21 protein-coding genes and 1 tRNA gene are annotated in these 26132 nt (G+C 53.3%); 10 read left to right on the top strand and 12 right to left on the bottom strand.

Translation table 11 applies throughout. From position 1 onward, the window contains the following. Positions 1–414: 414 nt before the first annotated feature. A complete protein-coding gene (locus VHE34_RS14885) occupies positions 415–1842 on the top strand; it encodes an FtsX-like permease family protein (protein ID WP_325589263.1) in 1428 nt (475 codons plus the stop codon). Between the two features lie 75 nt (positions 1843–1917). Here the strand turns inward: VHE34_RS14885 and VHE34_RS14880 are convergent, their stop codons facing one another. Beyond that, positions 1918–3267 (bottom strand): alpha-L-fucosidase, encoded by a 1350-nt coding sequence (locus VHE34_RS14880; protein WP_325589261.1) that lies wholly within the window; start codon positions 3265–3267, stop codon positions 1918–1920. Between the two features lie 170 nt (positions 3268–3437). On the opposite strand from VHE34_RS14880, the gene VHE34_RS14875 reads away from it, so the two are divergent. After that, positions 3438–4292, top strand: coding sequence for an AraC family transcriptional regulator (locus VHE34_RS14875; RefSeq protein WP_325589259.1), 855 nt, complete (start codon positions 3438–3440; stop codon positions 4290–4292). Here VHE34_RS14875 and VHE34_RS14870 read toward each other — a convergent pair. Continuing rightward, positions 4270–4593 carry a hypothetical protein gene (locus VHE34_RS14870; RefSeq protein ID WP_325589257.1) on the bottom strand — a complete coding sequence of 108 codons (324 nt, stop codon included), beginning with the start codon at positions 4591–4593 and terminating at the stop codon, positions 4270–4272. The two genes, VHE34_RS14875 and VHE34_RS14870, sit on opposite strands and share 23 nt — an antisense overlap. Before the next feature lie 22 nt (positions 4594–4615). After that, positions 4616–5896 (bottom strand): hypothetical protein, encoded by a 1281-nt coding sequence (locus VHE34_RS14865; RefSeq protein WP_325589255.1) that lies wholly within the window; start codon positions 5894–5896, stop codon positions 4616–4618. 155 nt (positions 5897–6051) lie between these two features. On the opposite strand from VHE34_RS14865, the gene VHE34_RS14860 reads away from it, so the two are divergent. Then, positions 6052–8439, top strand: a complete 2388-nt coding sequence (locus tag VHE34_RS14860; protein WP_325589253.1) for an ABC transporter permease — start codon at positions 6052–6054, stop codon at positions 8437–8439. Positions 8440–8567: 128 nt separating this feature from the next. Here the strand turns inward: VHE34_RS14860 and VHE34_RS14855 are convergent. Continuing rightward, a tRNA-Leu gene (locus tag VHE34_RS14855) sits at positions 8568–8651 on the bottom strand. Between the two features lie 96 nt (positions 8652–8747). On the opposite strand from VHE34_RS14855, the gene VHE34_RS14850 reads away from it, so the two are divergent. Further along, positions 8748–9950 carry an NAD(P)-dependent oxidoreductase gene (locus tag VHE34_RS14850; protein WP_325589251.1) on the top strand — a complete coding sequence of 401 codons (1203 nt, stop codon included), beginning with the start codon at positions 8748–8750 and terminating at the stop codon, positions 9948–9950. Here the strand turns inward: VHE34_RS14850 and VHE34_RS14845 are convergent. The 3 genes from VHE34_RS14845 to VHE34_RS14835 form a co-directional block, all read right to left on the bottom strand. After that, the gene (locus VHE34_RS14845; protein WP_325589249.1) at positions 9945–10661 is read right to left on the bottom strand and encodes a tRNA1(Val) (adenine(37)-N6)-methyltransferase; all 717 of its coding nucleotides are present in this window, start codon (positions 10659–10661) and stop codon (positions 9945–9947) included. The two genes, VHE34_RS14850 and VHE34_RS14845, sit on opposite strands and share 6 nt — an antisense overlap. 87 nt (positions 10662–10748) lie before the next feature. Continuing rightward, positions 10749–11801 (bottom strand): tRNA (adenosine(37)-N6)-threonylcarbamoyltransferase complex transferase subunit TsaD, encoded by a 1053-nt coding sequence (tsaD, locus tag VHE34_RS14840; RefSeq protein ID WP_325589247.1) that lies wholly within the window; start codon positions 11799–11801, stop codon positions 10749–10751. A gap of 100 nt (positions 11802–11901) precedes the next feature. After that, positions 11902–13152 carry an ABC transporter permease gene (locus VHE34_RS14835; RefSeq protein ID WP_325589245.1) on the bottom strand — a complete coding sequence of 417 codons (1251 nt, stop codon included), beginning with the start codon at positions 13150–13152 and terminating at the stop codon, positions 11902–11904. 68 nt (positions 13153–13220) lie between these two features. On the opposite strand from VHE34_RS14835, the gene VHE34_RS14830 reads away from it, so the two are divergent. Further along, on the top strand, positions 13221–14090 hold the full coding sequence (locus tag VHE34_RS14830) for an aldose 1-epimerase family protein (protein ID WP_325589243.1): 870 nt from the start codon (positions 13221–13223) through the stop codon (positions 14088–14090). A 44-nt stretch (positions 14091–14134) separates the two neighbouring features. On the opposite strand, the gene VHE34_RS14825 is transcribed toward VHE34_RS14830, so the two are convergent. Genes VHE34_RS14825 through VHE34_RS14815 form a run of 3 tightly spaced genes read right to left on the bottom strand, consistent with a single transcriptional unit; the run spans position 14135 to position 18015 of the window. Then, entirely contained in the window at positions 14135–16132 is a 1998-nt protein-coding gene (locus VHE34_RS14825; protein ID WP_325589241.1) for a gliding motility-associated C-terminal domain-containing protein, read from the bottom strand. Between the two features lie 23 nt (positions 16133–16155). Then, positions 16156–16800, bottom strand: a complete 645-nt coding sequence (locus tag VHE34_RS14820; protein ID WP_325589239.1) for an MgtC/SapB family protein — start codon at positions 16798–16800, stop codon at positions 16156–16158. A 9-nt stretch (positions 16801–16809) separates the two neighbouring features. Next, a complete protein-coding gene (locus VHE34_RS14815; RefSeq protein ID WP_325589237.1) occupies positions 16810–18015 on the bottom strand; it encodes a DUF2252 domain-containing protein in 1206 nt (401 codons plus the stop codon). 50 nt (positions 18016–18065) lie between these two features. Between VHE34_RS14815 and VHE34_RS14810 the strand changes: the two genes are divergently transcribed. From VHE34_RS14810 to VHE34_RS14795, 4 genes are all read left to right on the top strand, one after another. Further along, the gene (locus tag VHE34_RS14810; protein ID WP_325589235.1) at positions 18066–18554 is read left to right on the top strand and encodes an LEA type 2 family protein; all 489 of its coding nucleotides are present in this window, start codon (positions 18066–18068) and stop codon (positions 18552–18554) included. A gap of 10 nt (positions 18555–18564) precedes the next feature. Further along, positions 18565–20064 (top strand): polysaccharide biosynthesis C-terminal domain-containing protein, encoded by a 1500-nt coding sequence (locus tag VHE34_RS14805; RefSeq protein WP_325589233.1) that lies wholly within the window; start codon positions 18565–18567, stop codon positions 20062–20064. A gap of 120 nt (positions 20065–20184) precedes the next feature. Then, complete coding sequence (locus VHE34_RS14800; RefSeq protein WP_325589231.1) at positions 20185–21249, top strand: T9SS type A sorting domain-containing protein; 1065 nt, start codon at positions 20185–20187, stop codon at positions 21247–21249. 105 nt (positions 21250–21354) lie between these two features. Next, entirely contained in the window at positions 21355–22941 is a 1587-nt protein-coding gene (locus tag VHE34_RS14795; protein WP_325589229.1) for a peptide chain release factor 3, read from the top strand. Between the two features lie 17 nt (positions 22942–22958). Here VHE34_RS14795 and purB read toward each other — a convergent pair whose 3' ends face one another. Then, the gene (gene purB / locus VHE34_RS14790; RefSeq protein ID WP_325589225.1) at positions 22959–24308 is read right to left on the bottom strand and encodes an adenylosuccinate lyase; all 1350 of its coding nucleotides are present in this window, start codon (positions 24306–24308) and stop codon (positions 22959–22961) included. Between the two features lie 28 nt (positions 24309–24336). Between purB and VHE34_RS14785 the strand changes: the two genes are divergently transcribed. After that, positions 24337–25083 carry a menaquinone biosynthesis protein gene (locus tag VHE34_RS14785; RefSeq protein WP_325589223.1) on the top strand — a complete coding sequence of 249 codons (747 nt, stop codon included), beginning with the start codon at positions 24337–24339 and terminating at the stop codon, positions 25081–25083. 87 nt (positions 25084–25170) lie between these two features. On the opposite strand, the gene VHE34_RS14780 is transcribed toward VHE34_RS14785, so the two are convergent. Beyond that, positions 25171–26061, bottom strand: coding sequence for an alpha-1,2-fucosyltransferase (locus VHE34_RS14780; protein ID WP_325589221.1), 891 nt, complete (start codon positions 26059–26061; stop codon positions 25171–25173). Between the last annotated feature and the right edge of the window lie 71 nt (positions 26062–26132).

Genomic DNA, 26132 nt, shown 5'->3' with positions numbered 1-26132 from the left:
AATCAGTCTTGTGCGGGTTGATTGTCAGCGGGCGTGTGCGGTTTTGATACAGTCCCTGTTCGGGTGCGGGCATAGGCTCAAAATCCGTATATTTAGAACACACCCGAAATTTTGCCATAAAATGTTGCGCCCATTCCTACAACACGCCTTGCGCCATCTCATGCGCAACAAGGTGTATTCTTTTATCAATATTTTCGGCCTCGCACCTGGCATTGCCTGTTGCCTGCTGCTATCCCTTTATATCCGGGACGAAATGAGCTATGACAGGCATCATACAACAGCCACATCAAAGCCCACTTCTTTACTTCCATCACCTCCTTGGGATAGGCCGGAAATGTGGTAAATGAAAACGAATGGGCCGGTCAAAATTTTGTGCCGTCCTATCTGAAGTTGGTAGCCGGGCATAATAAAGATTTGGTTGAGAAAAAAATAAATGAGGTTCTGCATCAACTTTATGAACCTGTCGACGGCAAAGGCGACCCGGCGGCCACCGAGATCGGCGTTCGCAAAACCCTGGGTGCGCTCAGGGCTACGCTCATCCGGCAAATACTGGGAGATGCGATGCTCACGGTTGTCATAGCGATCCTTATCAGCGCCCTTCTGATGCCGCTGGCTCTTCCATTTTTTAATCAGCTGACGAATAAGAGTATCTCGATCAATGCGGACAATATCGTGTTCTTTCTATCAGCGGCCCTTTGTCTTGCTTTGGTCACGGGCCTTTTGGCAGGCAGCTATCCGGCCTTTTACCTGACATCGTTCCAGCCCGCCCAGGTGCTGAAGGGGAAGTTTATTCCCGGCGGTTCTTCCGGCCGCTTGCGGCAGACCCTGATCGTGTTTCAATTTATGATCGCCATTGTCCTGGTATGTGGCGTATTCATTATGTCCCGCCAGGTGAACTTTATGACCGGGAGCGATCCCGGTTTTAATGCGAATGCAAAGATTGTATTGCCCCTTCGCACCGACGAAGCACATAAACAATATGATGCGTTGAAAGAACAGATTCGGCAAAACGGCAGCGTCAAGGGGGTATCTGGTTGTTCCTTCATTCCCGGGACACCTATTTTCAGGGACATGAACTTTTATCCCGATGGAGGGAACCCGGATAAGGTGGTCGATATCGATCGGGATGTGGTCGATGTCGGGTACCTGGAGTTGTTGAATATCCGATTGGTAGCCGGGCGAGGGTTCACGGAGAGCCGCAGCCTGGATAGCGTGCGTAAGTTTATTTTAAACCGTACAGCTGTTTCCCGGCTGGGGTTTACGCCTGCAACAATCGTTGGTCAATACCTGCATTTCGACTGGCTGGGAATAAAATATGATTTTAAGGTGATCGGCGTGATGGAAGATTTTCATCAGAACTCGTTTCGTGAGGAGATCAGGCCCACCTTGTTTGAAATGGATAGAAGCAACAGGCGGTATGACTATGGCATTGCGTCGGTTGCTTCCGCCGATTTTGAGGGGACGGTGCGAGCGATCGGGAGAACGTGGAGATCGCTGATCCATGATGCCCCTTTTGAGTATTCTTTCCTGGATCAGACCATTCAGAAGCAGTACGATGAGGAGCGGCGGGTATCCCGGATCATTTCGAGCTTTGGGATCATCGCCATGATCATCTGTGCGCTGGGTTTGTATGGTTTGTCGTCCTATATGGCCGAGCGGCGATTTAAGGAAATCGGCATCCGCAAGGTATTGGGCGCAAGCGTATGGCAGATCGTGGTGATGATGACCGCCGAGTTTGTGCAATTGGTTTTGATCGCTTTTGTCATTGCGTTGGTCACGATCAGTTTTGAGTCGGTCAAGTCGGCGATGGGTAATCCTGTTGATTGTTTGCGAAATGAATAAACACTTTTGTTTTCTTGTTCCGCCGACCCCAAAAGTACCCTATGGCCCGGCCAGTCTTTTCGCGATATTCCAGTATTATTTAAGCATTATTTCGATGACGGGAATTTCCATATTCGGTTTCCGCTCCGGCAGCAGGAGGGTTACATCAGCACCGTTGACTGTCGTCTTTATCTCAGAAGCATCGTGCAGGAACTGCACATAACGGATCTTATCCCCATAGCCGGGCAACACCAACGTATGCGTAGCCGGATATTCCATCAGGTGAACATACAATCGCCGGGTGGCCGGGTCATAGGTCAGTCTCGTATTCTCCGGCGCCTTATATTCGTCGGGGGCGTAGGTGCAGTTATAAATGGCCCTGTTGTTGGCATGCATCCACAACGAAAGACTGTCCAGCGCATTTCTTGCCCGGTAGTCGAACTCGCCCCTCGCCGTCGGCCCTACATTCAGGATCAGGTTGCCCCCATTGGCGACGGATGTTATCAGCAGGTCGAGCAGCTGGTGGTCGGTCTTCCAGCTATTCTCATCCCGGTAATAGCCCCATGAGCCGGAAAAGGTCTGACAGGTTTCCCAGGTCTTTCCCCTGTATTTGGCCAGCTCAGACGTCGAAACCTGCTCGGGCGTTTCGAAATCGCCGCCATCGGCATAGTCATCCAATCCCAGCCTATTGTTGACAATGATGCCCGGCTGCAGCTTTTTCACCAGCTTGATCAGTTCGACGGCGTCCCAGTCCTCCGCATGCTTGCCGCGTTTGTCACCTTTGCGCCAGGTCCAGTCCAGCCAAAGGATATCGATCTTTCCATAGTTGGTCAGCAGCTCGGTTAGCTGGTCGCGAAGATACTGCCGGTATTTGCGCATATCCCGGCCCTTGTTCAGCCGGTCGTAGTTCGCCTGGCTCGTATCCACCTGTACGAGCGGATGCGCGTCGTCCATAGTATAATCCGGGTGATGCCAGTCCAGCAGTGAATAATAAAAACCGATCTTCAGTCCCTGCGCGCGGAACGCATTTACATATTCCCTCACGAGGTCACGATGGGCCGGCGTATTGGTGGCCTTATAGTCGGTATATTTAGAGTCGAAAAGGCAAAACCCATCGTGGTGCTTGGTGGTAAGGACCGCATATTTCATGCCTGCGGCCTTTGCCTGTTTTGCCCAGGTCGCCGGGTCGAATTGGTCGGGGTTGAAAAAGTCGAAATACTTCTTATATTCCTCATTGGTCATGTGCTCGTTGTGCTTCACCCATTCATGCCTTGCCGCCATGGAATAAACGCCCCAGTGGATGAACATCCCGAACCTGTCGTTCGTCCACCAGGCCATCCTTTGTTGCTTTGCGGCGGCGGATTCGGAAAACAGCCTTTTCGTCTGGGCATTCGATATCGACGCGGAAAATAATAATACGATCAAAATAATTCTAATCCTGTTCATGCTGGAAAACTTTATATAAACTTCCGGATGATCAGCCATTCTTCCTGCTTCGGAATTATCCTTTTTTTCTTCAATTTTACCACGGGACGACGGGTACCGCAACCGAATGCGCGATTTTTTCGGCCGGTCCCGTGAAAAATCACCAGAATTTTTTTACCTTGATAGACCATATGAGAGTCGTAAGAACCGAGATTACGCCTTTGCACAATAGCAGGTTATCAATCATCGATAAGGACGAAGATGCCTTTAATGGCGCCTTTCATTGCCATTCCGAGCTGGAGCTGGTGTTGATAAAGGAAGGATATGGCAGGCGGATCATCGGCAACAGGATCGACCCGTTCGAAAAGGGGGACATGGTCTTCATCGGATCCAATCTGCCTCATGTCTGGCTGAATGACGATACCGGCGGCGGGCGCCGGGCCCGCTCTGTAGTGGTACACTTCCGGAAGGAAATATTCGGCGCTGAGTTCTATGACCTCAAAGAGTGCAAGGCGCTGGCCCGCTTCTTCGACCTGGCCGCCAGGGGGATACAAGTGACGGGCGCCACACGGGAAAAGGTAAGCCGGAAGCTGGATATATTGGTTACATCGCGGGGATTCCGGCGGATCCTCCTGCTCCTCGAGATCCTGAATATTCTCTCCAGTTCCACGGACTGCCGGTGCATCAGCGACGATGTCTATAGCGCCCATAAAAAAGAGGAAGCGACGGACAGGCTGAGCGAGATTTACAGATATGTACAGGCTCACTACCATAAGGATATTTCCCTGAAGGACGTTGCGGGCATTGCAGGCCTTACCCCCCAGAGCTATTGCCGTTGGTTCAAGAAAAGCACCGGCAAACATTTCTTCGACTACCTCAACGAGGTCAGGATCTTCAATGCCAGGGAGATGCTCATCAGTTCGGCTGCCCCCATTTCCGAAATTGCCTATTACTGCGGGTACAACACCGTCTCTAATTTCAATAAGCTTTTCAAAGTGGCCACAGGGTTGCCACCCCGCGAGTTCAGGAAGAAAAGCTCGCGCTGATTGTGCGGGCGACCGCGTCAGGGTGGTGTTCATCGCCGGTCCCGGGCGTGAAAATAATTGGTCCTTTGGGGATGATGTATTTGTAATTGGCTGCGGTTGGACGAATGACGGTAAAACTCTTCGGAATATGGATTGTTTCAAGGTTAAAGACGGGAAGATCGTGGCGTACGAGTGTTTTTTTGGACCTGGGATAAGTTTTCCTAATTCGGGGAAATAGGAGGGTAGCAGTAATGTCCTTTACTTTTTGGGTCATTTCATAACCATATAGTTTTTTATGATCTGCGAGCAGCTTTAACACCATGATTTTAATGTTCCTTTCAATATTAAATCACGTCAAACAGATGCCAATATCCGGCACCGGCCAACAGCCCAAGGTTTATGATCATGTTTAACCATAACGCAGCGACAATGGAAGCGGCTGGCCGTCTTATTTTTACAAGCTTTATGACCCCGATAATCAGAGGTACGAACCCTACAAGTAGCAGAAGCGGTAGGTACACCATCAAATTGACCCAGGGGTTACCGCCAAGACCGTAGGATGATTCCAAATAAAAGATCGGCGTATTTGATAATAATAAGAAGACGAAATAGGACAGCACACCATTCGTAACCGCAACAACCAGGTAAACCAAGTTGGCGGATGATGGTTTTACAACACGCCGCAGTAAATTCTTAACAAAGACAAAAAGAAATAGCAGTGCTGCCACCAGGTAAAACAACATGCCAGCCGCCATGGTCTTCTGTAGGGCAGGTGTGTTAGCAGGAATGCGATATGACAAAAATCTGCCGTATTCTTTGTTGTCTGGGAAAATCGATGTCATATCCACCGAGTGATTGCCCCGGCTCAATTCGTCATGCAAATTAAATGTCCGATTCCGGGAGAAATCATGAAAAAAATACAGCGTAATCTCTTGTGTATTCAAATTATAAATCGATGTGTAAAGGGTACCATTCCCACCCTTGGGCCGGCATTCGTGCATGGTATCCATCAGCGCAGTACCATAATCGACGGTTGCTTGCGCAGAATGGCTTTTCAGAAATGTTTGTCCACGGAGATAGCGGGTGAACTTAACCTCTTCGGGCCTGGTCTTAGAGGGACAAAAATTGGTGAGCAAATAGGTCGGGTCATCACCTGTCAGTGCCGTATCAACTTCCATTACAAGGTATTTTCCCGATTTATCTACAAACAAGAGCATGCTGTTATTAAAGAGGCTACGATCATATTGTATCACCATTGCCTTGACTTCATCCACGGTGGAACAATGTTGTAATATGTTTTTGATAAATTGCGTAGGATCGGTAACCGGCTGTTTACCAGGCATCGGCCGCAATTGTCGCGGATGCACGGCAAAGCCATCAAACGCAAGTCCAACTTCATTTATGCCTCCCTGGGGAAAACCATCCTGGTATCCCACGTAAGCCGCCCCGAATTTTGCTTTTTCGCCCTTTTCAAACCAGATTTTGCTCCCTGTTCGCCAGGAATCCTCATTGTTGCCGACAATTGTTTTTCCATTTACGGTGATTTTACACATGCTGCAGGCGTAGCAGCAGTGCGAAATGAATGTCGAAGTGAGTAGGATGGCGGTGGTAAGAATGATTTTCATGAATCAAATATACATAAGAATACAATGCATATGGCTTAGTTGCTTTACTTTTCTTTCAGGTAACCAAATTTTTCTGGAAAATTGTGGAAAAAGGGTCGCTCAAAAGCAATCTTTGTAACTGATAGATAATTATCTTACCGAACATTGGTATTACCATGATTAAGAATTACCTCCGTATTGCTTTCCGGAGCTTGCGCCGTAACAAATTATTCTCGTTGATCAATATTTTTGGACTGGCTTTGAGTATGGCAATCGGCATGATGGTGATCCTGCGTACCAAGGATGCATTGAGCTATGACCGGTTTCATCCTGCCTTCGATCGGATATACCGCGTCATCAACAGGGTTTCAGGCAAGCATAATAACTTGCTTTATGCCGCATCGACGCCGGCGCCATTATTGCCCTTGGTGAAGGACCTGGAGGTGTTCGAAGAGGCTGTGAGTGTTACACCGACAGTCGGGCAGGATGTTAGTTATGGTGACAAGGCACTTTCGATGCAAGGGGCATTTACTCAATCTTCCTTCTTCCGGATATTCGGTTTTTCATTGGCCAAAGGAGTAAAGACGAATGTTCTCGAAAAGCCGGGAAATATCGTTCTCAGCGCGGAGGCTGCACTTAATTTATTCGGCAAGGAAGATCCGCTGGGAAAAATTGTAACGGTTAATAAACTTGGAGCTTTTTTAGTGAGCGGGGTACTGAACCCGGTTATGGAAAAGTCACATCTGAAATACGATTACTATTTGCCATCGTCTTCGCTGGTCATGTTGCAAAAGAAGAACGCGGTCGACGTTGATCCGTCGTCCTGGAATACTTTTCAGCGCGTGTATACTTATGTAAGGCTTAAGCCGGATGTTTCGAAGAAACTTGCCGACGCGGCAGTTGCCGGGCTGAGCAGATATGTTGTGAGGTCAAAGGACGAGGATATCTATCAATTCGAATTGCAACGACTATGCGACCTTACACCAGCCTCTATTGAAATATATAACGACAATGCGGGAGGCATCGGTTGGGCAAAGATTTGGGCCGAATGCGGGATAGCATTGCTCATCCTCCTGGCGGGGTGCTTTAACTACACCAATATGACGATCGCCAGAGGGCTGACAAGAAGCAAGGAAGTTGGTATCAGAAAGGTCGCCGGAGCAAGACGTTATCAGGTGTTTATTCAATATGTCGTAGAATCCACTTTGATTGCCTTCCTCGCATTGATCCTGGCTTACCTGATCCTCCATGCCATTTTGAGATACAAACCGTTTAACGACGGTTACGAATTCATGCCCGACGTAAGAATAGGATTGAGTACTCTGTTGCTTTTTTTCTTGTTTAGCTTTTTCTCGGGACTTATGGCCGGCGTCCTGCCGGCGTGGATGCTGAGTTCCTTTAAACCGGCGGAAGTGCTAAAGAATATCCGGACCAAGAGAATATTCGGCAGCCTTTCTTTGCAGAAAACACTTATCGTGTTTCAGTTCAGCCTTTCGTTGGTGGTATTGATATTTCTATCTGCTTTCTATACCCAATTCTCACATTTGGCGGAGGTGGATCCCGGATTCCGGACGGCCGACATAGTCTCGGTTTCCCTTGAAGGCGCAGATCCGGAATTGCTCACCAGCGAATTTCTCCGCCTAAGCGGGGTCCGGCAAGTTTCGGCAATGTCGGCAAATTTCGGGATCGGCAGAGCCGGCAGCACACGAGTAGCTCTTGGGACAAGCGATAAAGAGCCTATCCAGGTGGATGATTATTTTGTCGACCATGAGACGGCCCCCATGATGAACCTGAAATTTGTAGCAGGCGCCGACTTCTCTGACGGTAAGTCAACGGAAAAGGAGAACTATATTCTGATTAACGAAATGACAGCTCGCACGTTAGGCTTTAAGGATATTTCCGACGCGGTAGGCAAGGATGTACGGATTGATGACAGCACGATGGTGCAGATAAAGGGTATTGTGAAGGATTTTTATTTTCGCGGACCGGGTATTTTTATCTCTCCGCTGGTATTAAGGCGGAAAGCACATTCTTATAATATTTTAAACGTCCGGGTCGCCAATTCCGCAAGTGATGTTGTGAGGCAGCTTGAAATAGCATGGAAGAAAATCTATCCGCATCAGGTGTTTTCCTGTTACCGGCTGGACAAAGAACTGAAGGACAGGAATAACCAGACAGCGACCATTTCCCTATTGGGTTTTTTGGCGTTGACGACCATCACCATCGGATCGTTGGGGCTATTGGGGCTTGTGGTGTACACGGTCGAAGTCCGAAAGAAAGAGATCAGCCTTCGGAGAGTGATCGGGGCACGGGTTGATCAGATTCTTGCGCTGGTTAGTAAGGGATTTGTCAGGCTGCTTCTGATCTCAGGATGTATTTCGCTACCCATTGGTTATGTATTAGCAATCCTATTCCTCCAAAACTTTGCGAATAGATCTTCCTTTGGGATAATTCAACTGTTGAGCTGCTTCGGATTCTTGCTTCTAATTGGTTTAATTACGATTTTGTCGCAGACCTGGGAGGCTGCAAAGATGAATCCGGCGCCGAATCTCAGGATTGAGTAGGACAATCCTCGGTCAATTTTTCCGAAGGGCCGCGGAAATTCTATTGGGTGGTATCGGCTTCTGTAAATTGCGATCTGAGGAGTTTGATTGAAGCAAAACCCGCTGCCAGAGCGGGTTTTGTCTTCAAGTGCCCGGAACAGGAATCGAACCTGCACTACCTTGCGATAACCAGATTTTGAGTCTGACGCGTCTACCAGTTCCGCCATCCGGGCATTGAATCGCGTGTTTTCGTGGAAAAAGCGGGACGCAATATTACGGATTTAGCCCTATCTGTCCAAAAAGGAATAAAAATTTCTATCTTTAGCCGGATGATAACGATCGGCTTGTTACGCGAAGGCAAAGTACCCGCAGACAATCGAGTGGCTCTCACGCCCGCACAATGTAAATGGATCCAAAAGAATGCGTCGGATGTCCGGGTGATCGCCCAGGCGTCGCCGGATCGCTGCTATTCCGACAAAGAATACCGCGATGCGGGGATAGAGGTGAAGGAAACGATGGAGGAATGCGATATTCTCCTGGGCATCAAGGAGGTCCCCGTGCGGCAACTTCTCCCCGGTAAGACCTACTTATTCTTCTCCCATACTAAGAAAGCGCAGCCGGCCAACCAAGCCATGTTCCGGACCATCCTCGACCGCGGCATCACGCTGATCGACTATGAATGCCTGGAGCACGATGACGGCCAGCGAATCCTTGGCTTCGGGTTCTTTGCGGGGGTTGTGGGCGCGCACAACGGCATCATGGCTTATGGTCAACGCACGGGCCTATACGAATTGGGCCGCGTATATAAACAAAAAAGCTTCCGCGAACTGATTCACACCTATTTCGGCCTGCGGCTCCCGGAGATAAAGGTCGCGGTTACGGGCTCCGGCCGCGTTGCACATGGCGTGCTGGAAGTGATGAACCTGCTCGAGATCGTCGAAGTCGAACCCGACGAATTCCTGGAACGCAAGTTCAGCTACCCGGTGTTCACGCAGCTGAAGGGCGCGGGTCTTTATGTCCACGCGCAGACAAAAAGCTATAAACGGGAACATTTCCATCAGCACCCGCAGGAATACCGCTGTAAGTTCCTGCCCTTTGCCCGCACGGCGGACATCCTCATGAACGGCATCTATTGGGACCCCAATATGCCGCGGCTCTTCGAATGGGAGGATATGCAGGACCCGGGTTTTCGTATCCGCACCATCGCCGATATCACCGACGACCGCGAGGGGTCCATCCCCTGCAACCTGGGCGACTCCACGATGGATGCGCCGGTCTATGGTGTGGATCCGAATACCCGTCAGCGGACGGCCCCCTACCAGCCCGGCGGGGTCGATGTCATGGCGGTGGGCAACCTGCCCAACGAGTTGCCTCGGGACGCCTCGCGCTATTTCGGCGAGCAGTTGATCAAGCATGTGCTGGAGCCGCTGATCAGGGGTGGATCGGTCATCATTGACCGGGCGACGATGGTAAAGAATGGTGAATTGACACCCCATTACTCTTATTTGGAGGAGTATGCCCGCCCTCTATAGATACAGGTAATAATCCCTCATCAGATCGGTAAAATCTTCCGTGTACACTCCCTCGCTATCCTGGATCGTCAGCTCGGACGTCGGAACAAAGCTCTCCTTGCGGCGGGAGAAATAAAGAACGCTCCGGAAGTAATCGTGCCGGGGCGTCTGGCGGACGAGCAACTTTTCGCGCAAGGAAAAGCCGTAGCCGGAGAGGGCCTGCTGTTCGAACCAGGCCGAGCGGTGATAGGGCAGGAGGATGCCGAACGAGCCTTCGGGGGTTAGATTGGCGTCGATGACGGCCAGCAGCTCGGACAGCGTCAGCTCTTTGCTGTGCCGCGCCAGGTTGGCCGCTTCGGTGGATGCGGCGAGATCGCCCTCATAAAAGGGCGGGTTCGTGATGATAAAATCGAACTTGCCCGGAAAGCTGAAGGACCGCACATCGCCGGGATACACCTTCAGCATCTGTTTCCAGGGGCTCTGCCCGATATTCTGCTTCAGCTGGTGATACGCATTGCCATCGAGCTCGATGCCCCTGATCTCCCCCTTATGTTTCTGTGCCAGCATCAGCATGAGCAGGCCGGTGCCGCTGCCGATGTCCAGCACGTGCGACCAGGCCGGCGTCTTGCTGGCGAACCAGGCGCCGAGGATACAGGCGTCGGTGCAGACCTTCATGGCGCATTGGTCCTGGCGGATGATGAATTGTTTGAACTGGAAAAAGGGGTTTGGCATGCGCGCAAAATTAGGACATTTGGGCGTTCGGCGGCTTGGCAGCCCTTCGGCCCGGGTGGGGCGGTGAACGGCTCGCAAGCCCGCAACCTACCATTCCGCACGGGCGCTGGCGCTGGCCGATAAAGGCGCGAACTCCCCCGCCAGGAATTTATAGTGGCCGGTGATGGCGATCATCGCGGCGTTATCGGTGCAATACTCGAAGGCCGGGATAAACGTGTTCCACCCTTCTTTCCGGCCCATTTCCTGGAAGGCCTTGCGCAACCCGCTGTTGGCCGATACGCCACCGGCGACGCAAAGATCGGTGACGCCGGTCTCACGCGCAGCCCGGCGATATTTGTTCAGCAGGATCGAAACGATACGTCCCTGTACCGAGGCGCAGATATCGGGCAGGTTGGCAGTGACGAATCCGGGGTCCTTTGCCGTCTGGTCCTGCAGGAAATAGAGGATGGCTGTTTTCAACCCGCTGAAGCTGAAATTGAGCCCGGGGATCTGCGGCTCGGGGAATGCGAAGCGCGCCGGATCGCCTTCCCTGGCATATTTATCGATCAGCGGGCCGCCAGGGTAGGGGAGGCCGAGGAGCTTGGCCGATTTGTCGAAGGCTTCACCGGCCGCGTCATCCAACGTTTCACCGATGACTTCCATCTTCAACGGCGAGTGACAAAGGACGATCTGGGTATGGCCGCCGCTGACGGTCAGACAAAGAAAGGGGAAGGAGGGCGTGGTGGGCTGTTGCAGGTTGGGCGTGCCGGCCGCGGGTCCGATCAGGTTCGCCAGCACATGCGCCTGCATATGATGCACGGCGATGAGCGGGATCTCCAACGCCTGGGCCAGGGATTTTGCAAACTGCGAACCGACGAGTAACGATCCGATCAAACCCGGGGATTGGGTGAAAGCAATGCCGCTTAGTTCGGAGAGGGCGACGCCGGCCTTTTTCAGGGCTGCATCTACGACCGGAACGATGTTCTGCATATGCGCCCGGCTCGCCAGCTCCGGCACTACCCCGCCATACTGCTCATGCACGGCCTGCCCGGCGATGATATTGGCCAGGATGACCCCATCGCGGCTGATCGCGCAGCTGGTCTCATCACAAGAAGATTCGATGGCTAAAAGGGTAACCGGTTCGGTGCGAGTGGAATGCATGGGCGCAAAATTAGCCAAACGGCCTGGAAGGCCGTTGCCCAAAGGGCAATTTTTTAGCCCCGTTTAGGCTGCGAAGCAGCCGTAGCCGGGCAGAGAGCACTTACTTAGACCTAATCGCCACGACCGGATCCATCCGCGCCGCCACGAAGGCGGGGATGATCCCCGACGCCACGCCGGTAAAAAGACAAATGGTGATGGCCAGCAGGATGATGTTCACGGGGATCACCACCTGGAAGCTCAGCATCGTGGAAATAATGAGGGTCAGCGCAAAAACGGCGATCATTCCGATCACCCCGCCGATGACGCAGAGAAAGGCCGACTCGAGCAGGAACTCCGTCAAAATAACCCCCTTCTTGGCGCCGATGGCCTTCTTCAGGCCGATCTGGCTGGTCCGTTCGCGGACGGTGACGAACATGATATTGGCGACGCCGAACATTCCCACGACAAGCGATAAGGCTGCGATCGCCCAGCCGCCGATATTCATCCCGCGAAAGATGGGATCGAAGAATTTGCTGAGGTTGTCGATATTGTTCAGCGCAAAATTATCTTCCTGGGTGGGGCTGAGCTTGCGGATCGATCGCATGGCTCCCTTTAGCTCGTCCGATAGCGCATCCATGCTCATATTGGCGCCGGCCTGGACCAGCAGCTTGGGCTGGGCATTCTCATCGCGGATCATCTGTTTCAGGAAGGAGTAGGTCAGCAGGATCGAATTGTCGTAATCCCATCCCCCGATAAGGCTTTGTCCCTGCTTCTCGATGATGCCGATGACGATTGCCTGTTTGTCGCCTTTCAGCTTTACGGTCTGACCGAGCGCTTTCTCCGGCTTGCTGAAGAGCCGTTCGGCGATGCGATAGCCCAGGACGACCAGCGCCGTTCCATGGTCGAATTCGGCCTGTTGGAAATATCGTCCCGCCCCGATCGTCACCTGCTGGATCTTGTCGAAATCCTCGGTGTTACCGTAATAGCTGACGCCGGTGAGGATATTGTCGCCGAATTCCACCTTGTCCTGGGTCTCCATCTCAAAGGAGATATGCGCCGCATCGGGGACTTTCATCTTCAGCAGCCGCAGCTCTTCGATCTTTGGCACGGGCCGTTTGACATATTTCCACCAGGGATAGTCGGGTCCGGCGGTGTATTGCCATTTGTCGATATAGATGGTCTTGGAGCCAAGGGCTTTCAGATCCTTATTGACCGCCATTTGCATGCTGCTGATGGTCGAGAGGACGCTGATGATGCAAAAGATGCCGAAAGTGATCCCCAACAGGGACAGGAAAGTGCGGAGCTTGTTGGATCGAAACTCCTGCAGTGCCATTTTAAAGCTGGTCCAGATGATTGCCAGGTTGCGCATCATACCCCGAATGTACTAAATTGCATCCAAAACGGCCACAGGCCGTTTGCCGCTAGTCAAAAAGTAGACTCATGGTCACCATCGAAAATCAACAACTCAGGCTTACTATTCATCCGAAAGGCGCAGAACTTCAAAGCATCTTCCAAAAAGAATTCCAGACCGAATATATGTGGAGCGGCGACCCGGCCTTCTGGGGGAAGCATTCCCCCTTGCTTTTCCCTATCGTCGGCACCCTCAAGGGGAACACCTATAACTACCAGGGCAATGCCTATTCCCTGCCGCGCCACGGCTTCGCCCGGGACCATGAGTTCGCCGTCGAGACTCAAAGCGCGGAGAGCATCGGCTTCTTGCTGAAAAGCGATGCCGCTACAAAAAAGAACTATCCGTTCGGCTTCGAGCTCAGGGTCATCTACCGGCTCAATGGTTCGGGATTCAGCACTACCTATCGCGTGACGAATCCTGCCACCGGTCCGCTGTATTTTTCCGTCGGCGGCCACCCCGCATTCAAGGTTCCGCTGGCGCCCGGAACGGAGTATACGGATTATTATTTGGAATTCGATCAAACCGAGAACACGCCGCGCTGGCCGATCTCCAAAGACGGGCTCATCGATATGCCGGCGCAGCCGCTGTTGAACAATACGCGCACGCTGCCGCTTACAAAGGATCTGTTTGCAAAGGACGCGCTTGTGCTGAAGCATCCCGCCAGCTCAGGAGTCGCGCTGCGCAGCAAAAAGACGGAAAGAGGATTGAAGATGGATTATCCCGGTTTTCCCTTCCTGGGGATCTGGGCTGCGCCCAAAGCGGATTTTGTCTGCCTCGAGCCCTGGTGCGGCATCGCCGATGCTGTTGATAGCAGCCAGGAGCTGACGGAAAAAGAAGGTATTCAGCGGCTGGAGTCGGGAGAAACCTTCGGGCGGAGCTGGACGCTGACGCTGTTCTAGGCGCCGGGCCGTTCCCGGCAACCGTCACTGCCGGCCCCGGCCGTCTACCTCACCAGCTCGACGACCCCCTTTCTCATCATATTTTTTTTGAGGATGGGATTTTCGTATTCGATTACCCAGACATACGTACCGGCCGCCTGGGCCTGCCCTTTGAATGTTCCATCCCAACCCTCCCTGGCATTGGCAGTTGCAAATATCAATGCGCCCCATCGATTATAGATCGCAAAGTTCCTGATTGTCAGCGGTACGGAAGGAGGTATCCGGAAGACGTCATCTCGTCCATCGCCATTTGGACTAAACGCATTCGGCATCAGCAGATCGTAGAACACTTCCACCTTTTCGCTGGCGGTGGCAGAACAGAAACTGTTGTTGGCCACAATCTCGTACACCGTCGTTCCTATTGGGGCCACGATCGGATGCAATTGCGAGGTGTCACTGAGATAGGGAGCCGGTTCCCAATGATACTGATCCACCCTACCGGTGATGGTCGGGTCGAGTACGATCTGGCTATGCGCCGCGATGATCGTGTCAGGCGTCAGATGGATAACGGGCTGATCGTACACCGTCATCGCGACGACATTGGAAACGGCCGGTCCCGAACAGCGCAGGCTGCCGGTCATTCGCACACTCACAACATCGCCGGAATCGAGCCGGCGGGTCTGGTATACCGGCCCTCCGGGCCCCATCGGGTTACCGTTGATCAACCATTGATAGACCGGTTCGTCCCCGCCGTTGGTCGGGGTGGCGGTGAATATCACGAGGCTGTCCCGGCAAATGGCATCGGCGGTCGAGACGATACTGACCGAGGATATGACATCGGGGATCGTTTTTATCGTAATGACATTGCTGAAAGCATCGGCCGTCGGCCTGGGACATTGGTTACTGCTCGTCATCAGGCAACTGACCTGGTCTCCGTCGGAGAAGGTGCCGGCGCTGAAACCGGCGGTATTGCCCCCGACGGTGATCCCATTGACCGTCCAAAGATACGAAGGGGCGGGTCCACCATATACGGGCTGCGCCGTGAACACCACCGTCGAGTCAACACAAGCGGGATTTTCTTCGACGATGCTGACGCCCGGCGTGCCGGAAGAGAGCACGATGATGGAGTCGGCGGAGGAAACGACTTTGCAGGCGGTATTGCCGATATTGCCTGCCTGAGCGGAAGCAAGCCGATACAGATAGCTTCCGGCGGTGGTCGGCGTCGCGGAATAAACCGGGTTGACGGCTCCGGGAATATCCGCCCAATTGGCGCCATGGTCAGTACTCAACTGCCACTGATATTCGGAGGACGGATAGCAACTCCCAACCGCACCGACGAGCCCCTGACTGTTCGCCGCATCGGCGCAGAACATGACACTGTCTCCCGCATGGCCGGCAAACGCGATAGCGATGGATGGCCCTGAGGTCCGGAAGGTGATGTCATCGAGGCCGAGATCATTACCATAACCGCCCGGCGCATTATTTCTCATCGAGATGACGACCGAAGTGATGCCCGGTGGGGTCGCAAAATAGAAGGCATATTGATTCCATTTTGCCGGGTTCACGATCGGAACAGGACCGGTATCGAAGCTCTGGATGACGGAGCCGTCGGTATTTTGGATGCTGAACGTGATGTCCGGCATGATCTCGCCGGCATGGGAAGCCATGTTGACGATCCAGGCGCTGAACTGGTAGGAAGTCCCCGAACAAAGGCCATCGACCTGCTGTCTGTAGAAGTCGCTGGGCGGAGTGGAAGCATTGAGGCACATGAAATAACCGTTGGGGTCACCGGTATGGTCGCCGGTGAAATTCACCCAATCGCCGCCAAAGCAATTTTGATCCGGGGAATGGATGATCGAGTATCCGCCGATGTCACTGCCCTGGGGGCACGATGACTGCTCGTAAGTCATCTTCGTTACGCTGGAGGGAAGGGCCGGTCCGTAGGTGGCCGTACCGCTGCCAAAGGTGAATTTTACGATGGGGTCGCCAAGCCCGCTGGTACAGACCTGGGCAGAAGTGAAGAGGGAAAACCATACGGACAGGGTCGAAAAAAGGAGTTTCACAGGCCGAAAAATAAACATTTATTTCAAAACTCCATCGCCTTTACCGTCGGATCCCGCATTAGCTCACGTACCACGTGGCGGTGATTTTGTTCACTTCCCTGGACCACCCATTCGCCCGTCAGCAGGTTCTCCGCGGATTTGGTCTGACGTGTACGCTTGAACCGCAGGTGATGGGTCTTGAACAGTTCTTCAAACCGCATCAGGGTCTCCCCTTCGAAGATACAAACGATATGGTATTTCCGGATCTGGTTATAGCGATCGATCCAGCCTTCGACCAGGGTGAAAAGGAAGAGAACCAGGAAGATCATCCCGGTGGCGATCACGGCGATCAGGAGGTAGCCCGCGCCGATGGTCACCCCGAGGGCGGCCGTTACCCAGATCATGGCTGCCGTGGTGATACCGTTGACCTTGCTGGAACTGTCCCCTTTAAAGATCACTCCTGCCCCGACAAAACCGATGCCGGTGACGATATTGGAAGCGATCCGGTCCGGATTGCCGGGCCCTCCGACCAGTTGCGAGAAGATGGTAAAGAGGGTAGCGCCAAGGCAGATCAGGGTCAACGTTCGAAAGCCGGCGGATTTGCTCCGGTATTCCCGTTCGGCACCCAGTAAGCCGCCGATCACGATCGACAGCGCCAATTTGACGAGGATGTCAGCTGTTACCACCATAGAGTGCATTTATTCAAAATAGCCGGCTTTGTAGGCCGTAAAATACTCCTGATAATCCTTTTTCACCTGCGCGGCATACCGGGTGGCGTATTCCAGCAACGGCGCCTGCCAAAGTGTATCCTGCCCGAACTCGATCAGTTGATCGGGAACCGCAGCGCCCTGGCGCCCGGCGCTGCGCAGCTGCGCGCTCGCGGTGAGAAAGGCCATGTCCCCGACTACGCAGGCGATATCCTTATACCGGTCTTTCACCAGGAGGAAATCGATCTTGTCTGAGGTCGGCTGCAACTCCTTCATCACATAAGGAAGTCCCCGGAACCGCGTTGTGCTCAACAGGGCCGGGTTGATGTTCTGCATCCGGAGTTGGATCGCCACCACCCGGTCAGCCTCGGAAGTCCAGGCAGGCTGGGGTACCTTGAGCCAGGGAAGTACCGATGAGTACCGGGCTTCCTTCATGTCGATGAGCATATGTTTCCTGGCATCTTCGGAATTCCGGACGAGGAGCGCATAGCGATTGACTCCGAGGCTGCCAGTGCCGGCCACCCGAAAGCAGGCGTCGACGGCCTGGTAGCGGTCCCTCATCAGGGGACTCTTCTGCATCCACTGATTGACGTGCGCCAGGAGTTCTTTACGCAGGACCTTGTCGATCGGAAAAAAGCGCACGTGATCGATTCTCAGCTGCAGCCGGCCGTTCTTTCCTTCTTCGGTCCGCTGGCGGATGAGCTCTTTCTGTTTGCGCTGGGTAATCCTTTCGAGAAAGGTGCGGACGATACCGTTGGCGGTTTCCACTTCGAGGTACCGCGCCTTGCCGGAAGAGAGGTGAAAAGAATAGTTGCGCAGGAAGAGATCGGCGATCTGCCGGGTCTCTTTTTTATTGATACCGAGGGATTCGCAGCCCACGAAGATGCTGGTCATCATCCGGACCACCTCCCAGGCAGTAGGGGCGAGCAAGCCCTCGTCAAAATCGTTCAGATCGAAGTAAATAAGCCGGTTGTCGCCTTTGTAGGTGCCGAAGTTCTCCAAATGCAGATCGCCGCAGATCCAGCTGATGGGGGAGGAGGGAAAATTTCCGGCATGGCTCAGATCCTCATAGAAGAGGTGACAGGTGCCCCGGAAGAACCGGAAAGGGTCTTCCGCCATCGTCTCGAACTTCATTGCCGTGAACGCGGGTAACCGGCTGCTGTTGAATTGCTTGATACGTTCGGGGATGGTAGACACGGCTATTACTTTAGCAGAAAGATAGGGTATTTTTCCCTTATCTTGCGGCTATGCAAGGATTAACAAGGATCGACAGGAGGCTTGGATGGATAGCGGCCCTCGCAGTCGTGCTGGCGGTCAGCTGCCGCCAGCCCCAGCCGCCGGATTATTACGGCTTCCGGAATCTCCAGTTCGCACGCGGGGCCGGCGGTCAGACAACCCTGGCGACAACCGTCAAGATGTACAACTCCAATCCTTTCAATCTTTACCTGAAACGGGCGGAAGTGGAGGTACTGATCAATGGAAAACACGCGGGGCATTCCCTGCTGGACACCACGATTTTCATTCCCAAAAAGGACACATTCTTCGTGCCCGTAGCCCTGGAGCTGGATACCAAAGCCCTCTTCAGCAATGCGCTGTCCCTGTTGCAAAGCAGCCGGGTGAACTTGACACTCGAAGGCCGGGTCAAGGTTCAAAAAGGCATGATGACCTTCAACCGGCCCTTCCACTACGAGAGTAAAGAGGACCTCAATGATCTGCTGTCCGGAGCGGGATTTTAAAATCAGGTGAATGAGTACCATCCGTCGTCAAAGTATCATTTCTTCCGGTATCGCCTATTTTGGCATCGGCGTGGGTGCACTCAATACCCTGCTTGCCGCCAAGGGGATCGAACCGGCCGAATATGGATTGTACAATGGACTGTTCATTGCCCTCGCCAATATCATGTATGCCTGCGCCAATGCCGGGATGCCCTACTATATCCAAAAATTCTACCCCTATTATCATGACAACCTGCCGCAGAAGAAGAACGATATGATGACCTGGGTGTTGCTGATCGGATTTGTGGGCTTTCTGCTGGTGACCGGGGCAGGACTGATCTTAAAACCGGTGATCATCCGCAAATTCGGGCACAATTCGGCGGCCTTTGTACACTACTATTATTGGATATTCCCCTTTGCGCTGGGTCTTACCTTTTATAGCCTGCTGGAGGCCTATGGCTGGCAGGTGCGGCGGTCGGTGCTGACCAGCTATTTGCGGGAAGTGCAATGGCGCCTGATGACCTGTATCCTGGTTGTCTTGCTGCTGACAGGCGTCATTTCGGACTTCGGCATCTTTATCGCCATCTACGCCTGCACTTACCTGGTGCTGGCGGTGATCCTTTTTGTATATCTTATCCAAAAAGGAGAGCTGACTTTGACGCTCGTCCCAAGCCGGGTCACCCGGAAATTCTTTCGCAAGATCCTGTCCATGGCGTTGATGGGGTGGGCAGGCAGTGCGGTATTCAATCTGTCCTTTTATTTCGCGCAGGTGGTCATCGCTGCGGTTGTACCCAATGGCCTGACCTATGTCGGTGTGTTTACGCTCGCCCAATACATCGCCAGTCTGATCCAAACGCCTCAGAAGCCGATAATCGCGGCTGCCACTGGCCCATTGTCGCGCGCCTGGAAAGATAAGGATTTGGGGCGTATCCAACGGATCTATGCCCGTTCCTCCATCAACCAGCTGATCTTTTCGGCGGGCATCTTCCTGTTGATCTGGCTGAATTTTACCGACGGGGTGATCACTCTTCAGCTAAAGCCGGAATACCTGCAGGCCCGTTCGGTGTTTTTGATCATCGGTCTGACCCGGATCATCGACATGGGGACCGGGGTGAATTCCTCGATCATCGGCACCTCGAACTATTGGCAGTTCGAGCTTGTGTCCGGGTTGATCCTGATCGTTCTTACCCTTCCGCTCAACTACTTTCTCGCCGTCAGGCTTGGGGTCGTCGGACCCGCTATCGCCGACCTGGTAACGTTCTCCGTCTATAATTTCATCCGCTGGGTCTTTCTTTACAGGAAGTTCGGATTGCAGCCCTTTTCCCGTCAGACCATATATACGTTGGTACTGGCGGTCGCGGTCTATTTCATCTGTCACTATCTCTTTCACCGGCAGCAGGGCTTTCTATGGCTTGTTCTCCGGTCGGCCTCGGTCATCCTGCTGTATGGCGCAGGTGTGCTTGCCCTTCGGCTTTCCTCGGATATCCTTCCGGTTTGGGCTACCGTCAAGAAAAGACTGGGTATAAACTGACACGCTTATCGGCAAATCTTACACGGCTAAACAGGTTTTGCTACACGAATATGTAACCGTGTCCTCGCTGCAGCGGGTCGCTGTAGGTTAGGGGCAAATTCACCATTTAAACCACTTATTATGAAAAAGATCTTTATCTCTATGTTCGCAGTTGTCTTATCCCATTGCGCATTTTCCCAAAACTGGCTGCTTACCGGTAATGCGGGGACCAGCCCCGCCACCAACTTCGTCGGTACCACGGACGCCAACCGGCTGGTCTTTCGCACCAACAACACCGAAAGAATGACCATTCTTTCCGGCGGTAACGTCGGCATCGGCACCAGTACGCCGGCCATACCGTTGCACATCGTCAGCAATTCTGTGGACCAATTCCTCCGTTTGTCCGGTAATGGCCCCAGCATTCAGTTGATCGACAGCCCTTCGACCAGCACCAACCGTCTCGGAAAGCTGGCTCTTGCATCGGGTACTGCCGAATATGTGGCGACGGCCCACAACGGGGACCTGGTGCTGCAAAACCTGGATTCTGTGGGGGGGCTGCTTTTCGGGACCAACGCCGCCTCCGGCAATGGTCTCGAGCGGGCGCGGTTCACGCCGGTGGGCTATTTTGGCATCGCCACGACGGCGCCCACCGCTAAACTTGATGTCAATTGCACTGCAGTCGCCGGACAATCGAATCCTTCCAATATCCGGTTCGAGAGCCTTCAAAGCGGCAGCGGGACCGTGCTGGTGATCGACGCCAACGGGTATGTCTACAAGTCGGCGTCGGGCGTCACGGCTTCGGCTCCCAACACGCCGCTGACCTCGGAGCTCCAGAATCAGCTCGAGGATTTGCGCACCCAGGTCGACCAACTGAGGGCCCTGCTGACCAACCGCCTCAACCTTACTCCGGCGGAGGCCAACAGCCTGAAGGCGCAAAGCGCCACATGGCTCGGCAACAGTTACCCCAACCCGGCTACCGGCTCGACGACGATCGAATACTCCCTGCCTCCGCAGGTCAGCGCAGCCACCTGCCAGGTCTATACGCTGGATGGGAAGCCCGTGCAAACCATCGTGCTGAGCCCCTCGGCCGGAAAGAACCAGGTCCAGTTGGGGACGGGCAGGTTCGCTCCCGGGATGTATATCTATACGCTGATTGTCAACGGGAAGTCAGTGGACTCCAAACGATTGATCGTGGCACAGCAATAACCGGTCCTGAACCGGCGACAAACGGTGCAAACCGCCAAAAACGAACCTGCGGGGCGACTCCCGCAGGTTTTTTTGCGAGGCAAATCGTAACTTCGCGGCCGCGATATGAAGTATCACAACGAAATTACCAAGCGCCGCAGCTTTGCTATCATTTCCCACCCCGATGCCGGAAAGACCACGCTCACGGAGAAATTCCTGCTCTTCGGGGGGGCCATCCAGACGGCGGGCGCGGTAAAGAGCAACAAGATAAAGAAACATGCGACCAGCGACTTTATGGAGATCGAGCGCCAGCGCGGCATCTCTGTAGCCACCTCGGTCATGAGCTTCGAATACCGGGGTATCCTGATCAATCTGCTGGATACTCCCGGTCACAAGGATTTCGCCGAAGACACCTATCGGACCCTCACGGCCGTCGACAGCGTCATCCTGGTGGTGGACAGCGTCAACGGGGTCGAAGCCCAAACCCGGCGGCTCATGGAAGTGTGCCGGATGCGTGACACCCCGGTGATCGTTTTCATCAACAAGATGGACCGCGATGGCAAGAACCGATTCGACCTGTTGGAAGAGATCGAAAAAGAGCTGAAGATCCAGCTGCATCCCATGACCTGGCCCATCAACAGCGGCAAGGATTTCAAGGGGGTCTATAACTTATACGATAAGAACCTGGTCCTTTTCACCGCTAATACAAAGGCCGTCGATGAGGACACGGTCCGCATCGACCGCCTGGACAGCCCGGTGCTGGACGAGCGCCTTGGCGAAAAGGATGCAAGCATTCTCCGGGAAGATGTGGAACTGGTGGATGGGGTTCACGGGGAGCTCAACGTCGACGACTATCTCAAGGGCAAGGTGGCTCCGGTGTTTTTCGGCAGCGCCATCAATAATTTCGGGGTGAAAGAGATGCTGGACACCTTCATCCGCATCGCCCCGACACCCCGCGGACGGGAGACCTCCAACCGTCATCTCGACGTGGAAGAAGACAAATTCAGCGGTTTCGTGTTCAAGATTCACGCCAACCTGGATCCGAAACACCGGGACCGTATCGCCTTTCTGCGGGTATGCAGCGGCCGGTTCGAACGGAATAAATATTTCCATCACGTACGGCTTGACAAAGAGGTCCGGTTCAGCAACCCTTATACTTTCCTGGCCCGGGACAAGGATGTCATCGATGACGCCTATCCCGGCGACGTAGTGGGCCTTTTCGATACCGGCAATTTCAAGATCGGGGATACCCTCACGGAGGGCGAGGATTTCTATTTCACGGGGATACCCTCCTTTTCACCCGAGATATTTAAAGAGGTGGTCAATAAAGACCCGATGAAAACCAAGCAGTTGGAGAAGGGCTTGCTTCAATTGACCGACGAAGGGGTCGCTCAGTTGTTCACTCAGTACGGCGGGAACAAGAAGATCATCGGTTGCGTGGGTGAGCTGCAGTTCGAGGTGATCCAATACCGGCTGTTGCACGAGTACGGCGCGTCGGTGCAGTTCAATGCCCAACCCTTTTACAAGGCTTGCTGGATCACCAGCAAGGACCCCAAAAAGCTGGAGGAATTTACGCGCTTCAAACACGCCAATATAGCCGAAGACAAGGACGGGTTCCTGGTCTACCTGGCGCAAAGCGAGTGGTTCCTCAATACTGAGCGGACGAATAACCCGGAGATCGAGTTTCATTTCACTTCGGAGATCCATAAATGACACGGGTTTGGCCCTTCTTATTTGGAGACGACGCCGGTATAGTTGTGCGGAGTGATCTTTTTCAACTCTTTTTTAAGCATTGCCTTGACTGGCAGCCCATCGATAAAGGCATGGATCGATTGCTTGTTGATGCCCTCTTTCCCCCGGGTCAGTGCTTTTAGCGCCTCATAAGGCTTGGGGTAATTCTCCCGTCGTAGGATGGTTTGTATGGCTTCGGCCACGACGGCCCAATTGTTGTCCAGGTCTTCCTGTAGCTTTTGCCGGTTCAGCACCAGTTTGTCAAGTCCCTTTTCGATCGATCTGAAGGCGAGGATGGTATGGGCGAACGGTACGCCGATGTTGCGCAGAACGGTCGAGTCCGTCAGGTCGCGTTGCAGCCGGCTGATAGGAAGCTTGGCGGCCAAATGCTCGAACAACGCGTTTGCGAAACCGAGATTTCCCTCCGCGTTCTCGAAATCGATGGGGTTGACCTTATGCGGCATGGCCGAAGATCCGATCTCTCCCTTCTTCACTTTTTGCCTGAAATAGTCCATGGAAACATAGGTCCAGATGTCGCGGCAAAGATCGATCAGGATATTATTGATCCGTTTCATCGCGTCGAAATGCGCTGCGAGATTGTCATAGTGCTCGATCTGCGTAGTGTACTGTTGACGTTGCAGCCCCAGCGTTCCCTCGACAAACTCGTTACCAAGCTTGACCCAGTCCTTGCTCGGGAAAGCGACATGATGGGCGTTGAAATTTCCCGTCGCTCCACCGAACTTCGCGGAGAAGGGAACCTGGATCAACAGTTCCACCTGGTCCTCCAATCGCTCGATAAAGACCATGATCTCCTTGCCGAGCATTGTCGGGCTTGCCGGCTGGCCGTGTGTCCGGGCCAGCATCGGGATATCGTTCCAATCCCTGACCAGTACTTCCAGCTGGCGTTTCATATTGAGCAGGCCGGGGAGATATTCGAATTCTACCGCATGTTTCCATAGCAGCGGGATAGCCGTGTTGTTGATATCCTGCGAGGTCAGCCCGAAATGGATCCATTCCGCCGACAGGTCGCTCTCCGCTTTCTGTTCTTCGAGAACGGACTTCAGAAAGTACTCCACCGCTTTTACGTCGTGATTGGTGGTCTTTTCGGCCTCTTTGATCCATTGCGCGTCCTCGAGGCTGAATTGTTCGGCCCGGGCTTGCAGCTTTCGTTTTGTGGCCGCGTCCAGGGGAAAGAATCGCTTTCGGGCTAGGAAAAGGAAATACTCTACCTCCACCAGTACCCTGTACCGGATCAGGGCATATTCCGAGAAATAGTCGTCGAGGTGTTGCACCTGGTGACGATAGCGTCCGTCGATGGGGGAAATGGCGGTAAGTGAGTTTAATTCCATAATTTGCGCCAAAATTAAAGCAAAGGAATTGGAAAGAAAAATACGGGTGGGTGCAGTTAGCTATCTGAACACAAAACCGTTACTTTATGGGATCGAACGGTCGGCCGTCCGGAAGGACATCGAGCTGGTGATCGACTACCCTTCCCGGATCGCGGAAATGCTGGTCAGGGGAGAGATCGATATGGGGCTGGTACCCGTGGCGATCATCCCGTCCATGGAAGAGTACTATATCAACGGGGATTATTGCATCGGCAGCAACGGGGACGTCGCCTCTGTATGTCTGTTCAGCGAGCAGCCCATCGACCGCATCGAAAGGGTGCTGCTGGACTATCAAAGCCGCACTTCGGTGCAACTGGCGCGGGTGCTGCTGAGAGAGTACTGGAAGATCGAACCCGAGCTTGTGGATGCGGGTAAGGACTTTCTGAGTCACATCCGGGGTTCAACGGCTGGGGTCGTCATCGGCGATCGTGCGCTGGAACAGCGGACGACATCGCCATATATCTATGATCTCGCCGGAGCATGGAAGGACTTCACAGGCCTGCCCTTTGTTTTTGCGGCCTGGATCAGCAATAAGCGGCTGGATCCGGCTTTCATAAAGGCCTTCGATGCCGCCAATGCCCTGGGGCTTCGACATATCGACGCTGTCGTGGCGGAGAATCCTTATCCGATGTTCAACCTGCGCGACTATTTTACAATGCACCTGGATTACCGGCTGGATGGACCCAAGCGCCGGGGGTTGGTGAAATTCCTGGCTTACCTCACCGTATCTGCATGACTGTTCCTGTTCGGGTGACATTCCCGCAGAGAGTATACGCCTTGATGACGTACAAACAGGTTGCTTGTGGATGACCGAAAAAGGCGATCAATAATCGGACAGCTGTATCCATTCCTCGGGGTAAATATCCTCGAAATGGATACCGGCCAAAAAGTTCCTTGGTACGATAACGATCTTCTCCGGATTTCTATTCAAATAGGCGGACCACCAGCTGAAGGTGCCGTTGGAATTGATATTGTGCTCGCACTGGGAGATCAGGAACATGTCCTTCCAACTGTCACCGGCCTTGTTGATATCGACGACGGTAACATCGGTCCCCTGGAAATTCTCCCTCACCCAGGCATGGTCATTCGTAAAAAAGAAGAAATGGGCCCCCTCCGCCATCGACCGGACCTTTTCGATGGCGGTAAGGAAATAGTTCAACGTGCAGACCGAGCCGAATTTGGAATAATTGTTGGCGTCCAGGAAATCGCCGCGCCGGATGTGGACTGAAACACTCCGGCATACTTTTATCCTTTGCAACATTTCCTCGTTGGCCGCTCCCAACTTCGACCGGTCGAACTCGAATGCCCTGAGCACCTGGTCCTTTATATCCCTGAAATATCTGTCGGAATGCCATCCTCCTGCATAGAATCGGATCCCGCGGGAGCGGTGCAGCATTTGCGGCTGGAAATTATAGTTATCGGACTCGTTATATACGCGGAATCCAAGTCGGCCGAGTAGCCGGTTCGCCGGCTGCGAGATGAATCGGGCTTTCTTATAGGCCAGTCCGAGATACAAAAAATACAACATCCTGTCCAGGACCGTTTCGCGCAGCGGGATGCCGAATACGTTGTACAGCTCGTAACCGTTGTGGATGCTTCTCGATTTTCGTTCGAAGATGAACCGGGTTGAACGGGAGACCTGTTTCTTCTTCAGATAAAAGGCGTACTGTGACATCTGATTTCCCAGGCCATTGAAAAGAAGTACCACATCCATAGCGGCCAAAAATATGAAAATTATTGTTACTTTTGGTGTTTTTTGGATCAAGCACACAATTGAAAATCAGT

It is taken from the genome of Puia sp., from assembly GCF_035546395.1.
GTDB lineage: Bacteria > Bacteroidota > Bacteroidia > Chitinophagales > Chitinophagaceae > Puia.
The sequence above is the reverse complement of the archived record's forward strand: the minus strand, read 5'-3'. Positions and strand labels throughout refer to the sequence as shown.

Excerpts from the sequence above, each read along its gene's own strand:
- VHE34_RS14880 (WP_325589261.1), bottom strand. The coding sequence starts at position 3,267 with ATGAACAGGATTAGAATTATTTTGATCGTATTATTATTTTCCGCGTCG.
- VHE34_RS14875 (WP_325589259.1), top strand. The coding sequence starts at position 3,438 with ATGAGAGTCGTAAGAACCGAGATTACGCCTTTGCACAATAGCAGGTTA.
- VHE34_RS14870 (WP_325589257.1), bottom strand. The coding sequence starts at position 4,593 with ATGGTGTTAAAGCTGCTCGCAGATCATAAAAAACTATATGGTTATGAA.
- VHE34_RS14865 (WP_325589255.1), bottom strand. The coding sequence starts at position 5,896 with ATGAAAATCATTCTTACCACCGCCATCCTACTCACTTCGACATTCATT.
- VHE34_RS14860 (WP_325589253.1), top strand. The coding sequence starts at position 6,052 with ATGATTAAGAATTACCTCCGTATTGCTTTCCGGAGCTTGCGCCGTAAC.
- VHE34_RS14850 (WP_325589251.1), top strand. The coding sequence starts at position 8,748 with ATGATAACGATCGGCTTGTTACGCGAAGGCAAAGTACCCGCAGACAAT.
- VHE34_RS14845 (WP_325589249.1), bottom strand. The coding sequence starts at position 10,661 with ATGCCAAACCCCTTTTTCCAGTTCAAACAATTCATCATCCGCCAGGAC.
- tsaD (WP_325589247.1), bottom strand. The coding sequence starts at position 11,801 with ATGCATTCCACTCGCACCGAACCGGTTACCCTTTTAGCCATCGAATCT.
- VHE34_RS14835 (WP_325589245.1), bottom strand. The coding sequence starts at position 13,152 with ATGATGCGCAACCTGGCAATCATCTGGACCAGCTTTAAAATGGCACTG.
- VHE34_RS14830 (WP_325589243.1), top strand. The coding sequence starts at position 13,221 with ATGGTCACCATCGAAAATCAACAACTCAGGCTTACTATTCATCCGAAA.
- VHE34_RS14820 (WP_325589239.1), bottom strand. The coding sequence starts at position 16,800 with ATGGTGGTAACAGCTGACATCCTCGTCAAATTGGCGCTGTCGATCGTG.
- VHE34_RS14810 (WP_325589235.1), top strand. The coding sequence starts at position 18,066 with ATGCAAGGATTAACAAGGATCGACAGGAGGCTTGGATGGATAGCGGCC.
- VHE34_RS14805 (WP_325589233.1), top strand. The coding sequence starts at position 18,565 with ATGAGTACCATCCGTCGTCAAAGTATCATTTCTTCCGGTATCGCCTAT.
- VHE34_RS14800 (WP_325589231.1), top strand. The coding sequence starts at position 20,185 with ATGAAAAAGATCTTTATCTCTATGTTCGCAGTTGTCTTATCCCATTGC.
- VHE34_RS14795 (WP_325589229.1), top strand. The coding sequence starts at position 21,355 with ATGAAGTATCACAACGAAATTACCAAGCGCCGCAGCTTTGCTATCATT.
- purB (WP_325589225.1), bottom strand. The coding sequence starts at position 24,308 with ATGGAATTAAACTCACTTACCGCCATTTCCCCCATCGACGGACGCTAT.
- VHE34_RS14780 (WP_325589221.1), bottom strand. The coding sequence starts at position 26,061 with ATGGATGTGGTACTTCTTTTCAATGGCCTGGGAAATCAGATGTCACAG.